The 1,733-nt window shown below is 64.3% G+C and carries 3 protein-coding genes; all 3 read left to right on the top strand.

Annotated elements, in window-relative coordinates; translation table 11 throughout:
- On the top strand, nt 1-846 hold an 846-nt coding region (locus IVB32_RS13705), incomplete at its 5' end, for an AMP-binding protein (protein WP_247410601.1).
- A complete protein-coding gene (locus IVB32_RS13700) occupies nt 847-1,326 on the top strand; it encodes a MaoC family dehydratase (RefSeq protein ID WP_247297535.1) in 480 nt (159 codons plus the stop codon).
- Nucleotides 1,327-1,562: 236 nt separating this feature from the next.
- Nucleotides 1,563-1,733, top strand: a 171-nt coding sequence (locus IVB32_RS13695; protein WP_346731100.1) for an SDR family NAD(P)-dependent oxidoreductase, incomplete at its 3' end; no start/stop codon positions are given.

Genomic DNA, 1,733 nt, shown 5'->3' with positions numbered 1-1,733 from the left:
TGCGCGCCGCCGACGGTGTGGCGGCTGTTCATCCAGGAGAATCTTGCGTCGTTCAAGGTGGCCTTGCGCGAGGTCTGCGGCGCCGGCGAGCCCCTCAATCCTGAAGTGATCGACCAGGTGCAGGCCGCCTGGGGCCTCACCATCCGCGACGGGTACGGCCAGACCGAAACCACGGCGCTGGCCGGCAACTCGCCGGGGCAAAAGATCAAGGTCGGCTCGATGGGCCGGCCGCTGCCGGGCTATCGCGTGCAGGTCAGCGACGCCGATGGTCATCCGGCCAAAGAGGGCGAGGTGGCTCTAGTGCTCGGCGAAAACCGCCCCGCCGGCCTGATGCAGGGCTATCAGGGCGACGACGGTGGGCTGTCCGGCGCCGAAGGCGAGCTTTATCGCAGCGGTGACGTCGTGTTCGAGGATGACGATGGCTATCTCACTTTCGTCGGCCGCTCCGACGACGTATTCAAATCCTCCGACTATCGCATCAGCCCGTTCGAACTCGAGAGCGTGTTGCTCGAGCACGAGCTCGTCGCGGAAGCTGCCGTGGTGCCGAGCCCGGACCCGATCCGGCTCGCGATCCCCAAGGCCTATGTGCTGCTGACATCCGGTGCGGAGCGTTCGCCGGAGACGGCGCTCTCCATCTTCAGGCATCTGCACACGCGCCTTGCACCGTTCAAGCGCATCCGGCGCCTCGAGATCGTCACGGAGCTGCCGAAGACGATCTCGGGAAAGATCCGCCGCGTTCAGCTGAGACGGCTGGAGCGTGACGACGACCGCAATGATGCCCTGCGCGGCCGGGAATTCCGCGAAGAGGACTTTCCGGAGCTGCCGAAAACACGGAGTGAGACCTAAGTGAACGAAGTCTGGAAGAAGCCGCCGATTTCCTTGGACGCCTATCAGGCCATGGTCGGCAAGGAGATCGGCGTGTCGTCGTGGCACCTGGTCGATCAGCCCCGCATCGACACCTATGCCGACGTGATCGAGGATCACCAGTTCATTCACGTCGACCCGGAGCGTGCGAAGAAGGAGACGGCGTTCGGCACCACCATCGCGCACGGCTTCCTGACGATGTCGCTGCTGTCGATTATGTCCTACGAGGTGATGCCCGTTATCGCGGGCACCACGATGGGGGTCAATTACGGTTTTGACAAGCTGCGTTTCATCTCGCCGGTGCGCTCGGGCAAGCGCGTTCGGGGCCGTTTCGTGCTGGCGGAAGCCAAGCTGCGCAAGCCGAATGAATTGCAGTCGCGCACCAACGTCACCGTGGAAATCGAAGGCGAGGACAAGCCCGCGCTGGTCGCGGACTGGCTCGGGTTGATCTATTTCGCCTGAGTGGGCCGTCGCTGCCGGGCTTGACCCGGCAGCCCATCGCTGCTCAAAAGTTGTCCAAATCGGTGCGCTCGAACCCTCTCCCTCGCGAGAGAGGGTGGCGAAATCGAGCGGAGCGAGATGAAGCCGGGTGAGGGGTATCTCTCCACACGCTCATCTGCCGAGACAGATCCCTCATCCGGCGCTTCGCGCCACCTTCTCCCACAAGGGGAGAAGGGAAGACAGCACAAGGAAGCACAATGGCAATCAGGTTCGACGGACGCGTCGCCATCGTCACCGGCGCGGGCAATGGTTTGGGGCGCGCGCATGCGCTGGGATTGGCAAGCCGCGGCGCGAAAGTCGTGGTCAACGATTTCGGCGGCGCGCGCGACGGCAGCGGCGGCTCGCTGTCGCCGGCGGAGACCGTTGTC

Source organism: Bradyrhizobium sp. 23 (assembly GCF_023073295.1).
Lineage (GTDB): Bacteria > Pseudomonadota > Alphaproteobacteria > Rhizobiales > Xanthobacteraceae > Bradyrhizobium > Bradyrhizobium canariense_D.
Note: the sequence above shows the minus strand (reverse complement) of the source record. Positions and strands in the feature narration are given on the sequence as shown.